The organism is Rhizobium sp. 268, from assembly GCF_036571585.1.
Classification (GTDB): domain Bacteria; phylum Pseudomonadota; class Alphaproteobacteria; order Rhizobiales; family Rhizobiaceae; genus Rhizobium; species Rhizobium redzepovicii.
This window is the reverse complement of sequence record NZ_JAPPSO010000016.1, coordinates 131,426-137,891: the sequence shown is the minus strand read 5'-3', so window position 1 is coordinate 137,891 and position 6,466 is coordinate 131,426. Positions and strand designations below refer to the sequence as shown.

The window sequence follows — 6,466 nt, the reverse complement described above, 5'->3', positions numbered from 1 at the left end:
CCCAACCCCCCCTCCCATACAGCACGCCCTACACACCCCCTCCCCCCCCCCCCCCCCCCCCCCCCCCCCCCCCCCCCCCCCCCCCCCACGACTCTCCAACCAGGCGGCAGCCCCTTCAGCCATCGCCGCGAGGTGGCAACGCCTGGAACCTCAGCTCCATCAGCCATCTGTTGAATATCGTTGTCGCGGTGAGTCGGCGCGCCGGCTATTTCGTAGACCCCCCACGATCGGGTTCAGATGAGGGCAGATTACGACGAGCTGTCCGACGCGCAACTCAGGGCTTGCTTGGCCGATACCGAGTCCCGAAATGCACGCGTCGAGCGGCGCCTCGTGGGTATCAAAGGTAATGCTGCACACCTTGGGTTCGAAATCGATCATCGCCGTCTCACACCATCCATGACGAGGCGTCCGCAGTGTCAGGTAAAATCGGAAGTTCGAAGGAAGCATCCGGTCGCAAGCAGATAGCCATCCTTTCTGTAGTAGCGTTTGCTACACAATTCCGGAAAAAAGCAGTATCATCCCAATGTCCGGAAATCAGAACGCAATCAGAAGGATAGCGACGATCGTCAGGAAATATTACGGCCTGCCACCACTTACGAGCTTGGCAGTCTTCGAAGCCACTGCCCGACACGCGAGCTTCAGTCGAGCTGCCGACGAGATGAATGTAACGAAGAGTGCAATCAGCCGCCAGATAAAGGCGCTTGAAGACGAATTGGGGATAAAGCTTTTCATTCGCGCCAAGGACGGTGTGCAGCTAACGGCCGCAGCTCACGCTCTTTTCGCGGAAATCTCCTCGAGTTTTTCAAGATGGTCTGAGACAATCCGGACAATAACGACAGACGAACCGGAGGAAAGCGTAACATTGGCATGCACAGAAGCGTTCGCCATACTTTGGTTAATGCCAAGAATACATCAGTTTACAAGCATATTCCCTAGAATTACCATAAACTACTCTATACCGGATAGGGTTGGTGATTATCGAAATGCGGAAGTAGATTTGTTCATTCGGCCCGCTAACGGAGCTTGGCCCAACGAAAAGAGCGAGCCACTTTACGATGACATCATATATCCGGTTTGCGGAGCAGGTTTCGCCGGCCAGCACAACGACTTCGAAGTCTCCTCCATGTGGCAACTTCCCCTGCTTCACCTTGAGTGGACAAGTCCGAACTGGCCACGCTGGCAAGACTTTTTTCAAGCCAAGTCAATAACCTGCCATGGTCTCAGAGGGCCAAGGTTTGCCAAGTACACTGTCTTGTTGGCCGCCGCCGAGGCCAACCAGGGCCTCGCACTCGGGTGGGACGCCATGGTCCGACCCTTGATCGATCAGGGAAAGCTCGTTCGATTTTCGGACCTGTCGTTGACTGATCCGATCGGCTTTTGTGTAGCGTGGAGTGATCGGAAGCCGCTCTCCGATCCAGCCCGAAGGTTTAAGTCTTGGCTTTGTGATCAAGCCAAACGGTCCGTACACAGCTAGGAAATGACCCATGAGGCCCTGACGGAGTTCGTGCGGCTACGTTAACTCCCGTTGATTTTTTTGCGCGATACGAGCGGACATTCCGGTGATAGATAATTGGTCGCTAGTTATTTGAGCCCCGCAAATCAATACTTCAAGAGGGGTCAGAACGCGGTGCGGGAGAGTATTTTGACTTCCATGGCGGTGAATGTCCGCTCAACCTGTCCAAGTATTAATAGCGATAGGCTTCCGCTCAGGCTCCTTTATCAGCGTCACTTTGTCTATCCCGTGGAGGAAAAATGAATAGGTTCTTAGGTATCGCGGTGGTGAGTCTGATGGGCGTCTTCGCCTCTCAGCAAGCTCAAAGCGCGGAATGTGGCGACGTGACTATTGCCGACATGAGTTCGATGTCGGCGGAATTCCTTGCCGCGATGGACAGGTTTATTCTCAACAATGGTTTCGGCTGCAATGCCAATTTGGTGGCAGGCGACACTGTCCCAGGTATTACCTCCATGATCGAGAAAGGGCAGCCGGACATCATTCCCGAAGGCGCGGTGGATGTTGTTCCCGCGCTGTATAAGGACGGCGTGGACAACGGTAAAATCGTAGCCGTATCCGATCCCTTGTCCGACGCCGGGAATCAGGGGCTGTGGGTGCCCAAGTACATGGTAGAGAAGGACGCCGCCCTCGCCAGCCTCGCGGGCGTTCTCCAGCACCCTGAGCTTTTCGCAAGTCCGGAGAACCCCGATCACGGCGCGATTTACAATGGCGCACCGGGCTGGGGCGCGACGATCATCACCGCGCAACTGTATAAGGCCAATAAAATGGCCGAACATAAATTCGACCTGATCGATCCGGGTTCGCTCGCAGGCCTCGATAGCGCGATATCGCGTGCGTACGAGCGGAAGGAAGGCATCATCGCCTATTACTGGTCCCCGACAGGACTTCTCGGCCGTTACGACATGGTCAAAGTGGACCTGGGAGTCCAACACGATCCCTCAGAATGGAAACGTTGCACCACAAATGCGGAATGCACTGATCCAAAGCCGAACTCGTGGACTGCGTCCGACAACATCAAGACGCTCGTGGCAAAGCCGTTCTTGGATCAAAACGCCGAGGTTGTCGAATACCTGAAAAAGCGCCAACTGAGCGCTACCGCGATCAACAAGGTCTTGGCGTGGATGAACGAGAACCAGGCCAAGGGTGAGGATGCCGCGCTCCATTTCCTCAAGGAAAACCAGGGCGTTTGGACGACCTGGCTTGCGCCGGAGGTCGCCGAGAAAGTCAAGGCTGCGCTCTAGCAGCGGTTATGTAAGGAACCTGCGGGTCACCAACCACGCTCGGTGGCCCGTCTTACGCAAGCCATTGGATTTGAGGCTCCTCGAGATCGGACGCGCCAAGGCTTCGCCTCGGTTTGCCGGACGGAATCCGGCGCCACACCAACCAAAGGCCCTACTCTTTTACGCATTTCGACCTCCAATGTTGAGTTTGCCGATGTCGTTGACCACTCTGGCACGGTGGTCGGCAGCGTCTCATTTCGCCAGTTGATCGCTACCATGATCCCTACGGCGTCTGCGTAGCGATTTGCGCAGAACGATTTCCAATAAGAATTGCAGCAATCCCCGATGTCCAAGCAGTCCATCATTATCGACACTGACCCAGGGCAAGATGACGCCTTGGCAATCCTCATGGCTCTTGCCAACAATGAGTTACTGGAGGTCTTGGGCATCACCGCGGTTTGCGGAAACATTGGTGTCAGGGCAACTGCCGCAAATGCGCTGAAGGTGCTGAGGCTGGCTGGACGCGAAGACGTCCCGGTGTTTGTGGGGGCCGCTGCTCCAATTCTCGGGGGGCTGGTCACCGCAGAGGCGTTGCATGGTGCGGCGATAACCGAAGGATGGGATTTGCCCACTTCGACAACGCATCCCCGGCCGGAGTTTGCCGCTGACTGGATAATCGACACCGTGAATTCCCACCCACCGGGCACCATCACGATTTGTGCGCTCGGGCCACTGACTAACGTTGCCTTGGCGATCGCAAAATGCCCCGAAATAGCTGGCAGGTTGCATGGCCTCGTTCTTATGGCCGGAGCGTCACAGGGCGGGAATATGAACGCCGTAGCCGAGTTCAACGTTTTCGTGGACGCATATGCAGCGGCGCGGGTCTTCGCCGCGCCCGTACCGAAGACTGTGGTTTCGCTCGACATCACATCGAAGCTGCTATTGACTGAGCGGGAACTCAACCGGTTGACGTCTGCGAACAACGCGATCACCCCTCGCTTGAAGGGCTTATTGACCCTTTATGAGAATTACATAAAGCTTGGGAAGCCTCGGCCCGTCCACGATCCCGCTGTCATTGCCTGGCTTCTCGCCCCCGAGATGTTTGTCGGCAAAGACGTAAATGTCGAGATCGATACTACCCGGGGTCTGACTCATGGCCAAACGATCGTCGACATGAACGGCGTGACCGGGCGCGCGGCCAATGCGTTTTGGTTGACAGCGGCCGATAACGACACCTTCTACGGACTGTTAGCCCAAGCTCTTGAAGAAACCGGGAGGCGCTCATTGTCCCGGATTGGTGATGGTCGATGAATGTTACCCGGTGGCGCACGTTGAAGCGCCACGAACCGACTGTTCAAGAGCTGGCCCGTGCGCCTTGTAGCTTTCTAAGAGCTCTACCTCGCCCTGATAGGCTCGCCATAGACGCCCGCGATGACCTCGGGCGTCGCGGCATGATCGCCGAAGGCCTCGCGCAGCATGGCGTCCGATATTTCGCCGACGGTGGCGCCGGCCCGCGCCGCTTCGATCGTGGTTTCGAGCGGGTTGCCGCGGCCGCTGCGTGCCGCCGAGCACGGCAGACTAGCGCATAAATCGCCCTCGACTTCCGGGGTTATATGCCAACGCGGCCCACTGGCCGGGCGTCATTCCGTAGGCCTTCTTGAAATGCCGGTTGAGATGGCTCTGGTCGGCAAAGCCGGTCGCTGCCGCCGTGTCGGAAATTCCCTCTCCTGCGCCGATCATCGCCCGGGCCTGCTGCAGCCGCCGCATCAGCAGATAGCGGTGCGGGCTGGTGGCAAAGGCCGCCCGGAAATGCCGCGACAGCGCGAAACGGTCGAGCCCCGTGACCGCTTCCAACTCGCCTGAGCGTACCGCTCGGGACGCATGCGCCTCGAGATAATCCCGCGCCGCTCGGGCCTGCCGCCAGGCGACGCTGCCGAGCGGCCGGCGTGGCATCAGCGCATGCTTGGACAGCCCGCCCGTCACCCTCGAGACAAAGTCGTCGACGAATAGCTCGTCCAACTCGCGGTCGAGTTCGCCGAGCGCGCCAAGCAGCACGCCAGCCAGCGCTGGATCGCCGATAACAGGTTCTCTGACGAAAGGCAGGCCGACGCCATCGGCCTCCAGGCATTCGAGCAGCAGCGACGGTTCGAGGTAAAGCATGCGATACTGCAGCCCGTCCTCGGTCCCCGCCCCGCCATCATGCTCCTCATCGGGATGCAGCACGATCACCTGGCCCGGCAGGCTGAAGCGCCGCGCGCCGCGATAGCCGAAAGTCTGCACGCCCTTCAGTGTCACGCCGAGCGCATAGGTGTCGTGTCGATGCGGCTCGAAGGCATTGCCTAAAAACTGCGCCTCGATACGCTCGATACCGGGAAAGGCAGGGGCCGCCAGGATGGCGTTGCCGGATGGTCCCGCGCACAAACGTTCAAGACCTTCGAAGGCCTGCGGATGTAGATCCTGGCTCAACGCGCCCGATACTCCATAACCCGAGGTGAAAGACTGTCCGATGTTTGATACCAAAATTGCCGTCGTCCTGCGAAACAATCTTGCTGGCTGGCAGAAGCTGAACGTTACCGCCTTCCTGATGACCGGCATCGCCGGCGGGCATCCCGAAATCATCGGCGAGCCCTACAAGGACCGCGCCGGCAATCTCTATAATCCGCTGTCGATCCAACCGATCATCGTGCTCTCCGCCGACGAGACGACGATGTCAGCCATCCATCGTCGCGCGCTGGACCGTGAGGTCACCGCCTCTCTCTTCATCGAGGAGATGTTTGCGACCGGCCATGACGCCGCCAACCGGGCCGTCTTCGCCGAATTTACGCCCGACGACGCCAAGGTGGTCGGCATCGCAGTACGGGCCGAAAAGAAGATCGTCGACAAGATCACTAAGGGCGCGACGATGCAGCAATGACAAAAACGGCCGGGCACCGCCCGGCCGCTTCAGAGATGGGAAAATCCTGCTCAGCCCTGCGTGATCGGCGCGATCTGGATCTCGACGCGGCGGTTCTGGGCGCGGCCGGCCTCGCTGGCGTTGGAGGCGACGGGCTGGGATGGGCCGAAACCAACAGCCGACACGCGGCGCTGATCGATGCCCTGGCCGCCGAGATAATCGGCGACCGAAAGAGCGCGGCGCTGCGACAGGTCCTGATTGTGCTGCAGGCTGCCGGTCGAATCCGTATGGCCGTTGACGTCGATCAGCGTGCGATTGAACTTGCGCAGCACGATCGCCACCGAATTCAGCGTCGGATAGAAGCCCGGCTTCACCGCATCCTGGTCGACGTCGAAGGTGATGTTCGACGGCATGTTGAGGATGATGTTGTCGCCGTTGCGGGTAACCGAAATGCCGGTGCCTTCGAGCTGGGCGCGAAGCTCGGATTCCTGCTGATCCATGTAATTGCCGATCGCGCCGCCGGCGAGCGCGCCGACACCGGCGCCGATCAGCGCTGCGTTGCGCTTGCCGTGGCCGCCGCCGCCGACAGCCACGCCGACAAGAGCACCGCCAAGCGCGCCAAGCGCCGCGCCACCCGCCGTATTGGAAACCTTCTGTTCACCCGTATAGGGATCGGTCGTCGTGCAGGCAGTGAGATAACTTGCTGCGACAGCCAAAAGTACGAATTTCTTGATCATGGACAGGATGGTCTCCGTTCGAAGCTGATGCGAGCAAATGGCAAGGATTGCGGCAAGAAAATGAAGATGCTCTCGTCATAGGGGAATTTCAGGCCCCGAAATA

At 58.9% G+C, this 6,466-nt stretch carries 6 protein-coding genes; 4 read left to right on the top strand and 2 right to left on the bottom strand.

Going from position 1 to position 6,466, the window contains the following annotated elements; translation table 11 throughout:
• The first annotated feature begins 523 nt into the window (after window positions 1-523).
• The 3 genes from OS035_RS33610 (at window position 524) to OS035_RS27365 (ending at window position 4,044) form a co-directional block, all read left to right on the top strand.
• Entirely contained in the window at window positions 524-1,474 is a 951-nt protein-coding gene (locus OS035_RS33610; RefSeq protein WP_442967716.1) for a LysR family transcriptional regulator, read from the top strand.
• A 278-nt stretch (window positions 1,475-1,752) separates the two neighbouring features.
• Window positions 1,753-2,754 (top strand): glycine betaine ABC transporter substrate-binding protein, encoded by a 1,002-nt coding sequence (locus OS035_RS27370; protein ID WP_097628279.1) that lies wholly within the window; start codon window positions 1,753-1,755, stop codon window positions 2,752-2,754.
• 324 nt (window positions 2,755-3,078) lie between these two features.
• The gene (locus tag OS035_RS27365; RefSeq protein ID WP_183777642.1) at window positions 3,079-4,044 is read left to right on the top strand and encodes a nucleoside hydrolase; all 966 of its coding nucleotides are present in this window, start codon (window positions 3,079-3,081) and stop codon (window positions 4,042-4,044) included.
• A 267-nt stretch (window positions 4,045-4,311) separates the two neighbouring features.
• Here the strand turns inward: OS035_RS27365 and OS035_RS27360 are convergent, their stop codons facing one another.
• Entirely contained in the window at window positions 4,312-5,199 is an 888-nt protein-coding gene (locus tag OS035_RS27360) for an AraC family transcriptional regulator (protein WP_097628277.1), read from the bottom strand.
• A 40-nt stretch (window positions 5,200-5,239) separates the two neighbouring features.
• Between OS035_RS27360 and OS035_RS27355 the strand changes: the two genes are divergently transcribed.
• Window positions 5,240-5,647 (top strand): DUF2000 family protein, encoded by a 408-nt coding sequence (locus tag OS035_RS27355; protein WP_097628276.1) that lies wholly within the window; start codon window positions 5,240-5,242, stop codon window positions 5,645-5,647.
• Window positions 5,648-5,697: 50 nt separating this feature from the next.
• On the opposite strand, the gene OS035_RS27350 is transcribed toward OS035_RS27355, so the two are convergent.
• Complete coding sequence (locus OS035_RS27350; protein WP_003593423.1) at window positions 5,698-6,363, bottom strand: OmpA family protein; 666 nt, start codon at window positions 6,361-6,363, stop codon at window positions 5,698-5,700.
• Window positions 6,364-6,466 lie beyond the last annotated feature (103 nt).

Bases quoted from the DNA above. Each gene is read 5' to 3' on its own strand.
- OS035_RS33610 (WP_442967716.1), top strand. From the start codon at position 524: ATGTCCGGAAATCAGAACGCAATCAGAAGGATAGCGACGATCGTCAGG.
- OS035_RS27370 (WP_097628279.1), top strand. From the start codon at position 1,753: ATGAATAGGTTCTTAGGTATCGCGGTGGTGAGTCTGATGGGCGTCTTC.
- OS035_RS27365 (WP_183777642.1), top strand. From the start codon at position 3,079: ATGTCCAAGCAGTCCATCATTATCGACACTGACCCAGGGCAAGATGAC.
- OS035_RS27355 (WP_097628276.1), top strand. From the start codon at position 5,240: ATGTTTGATACCAAAATTGCCGTCGTCCTGCGAAACAATCTTGCTGGC.
- OS035_RS27350 (WP_003593423.1), bottom strand. From the start codon at position 6,363: ATGATCAAGAAATTCGTACTTTTGGCTGTCGCAGCAAGTTATCTCACT.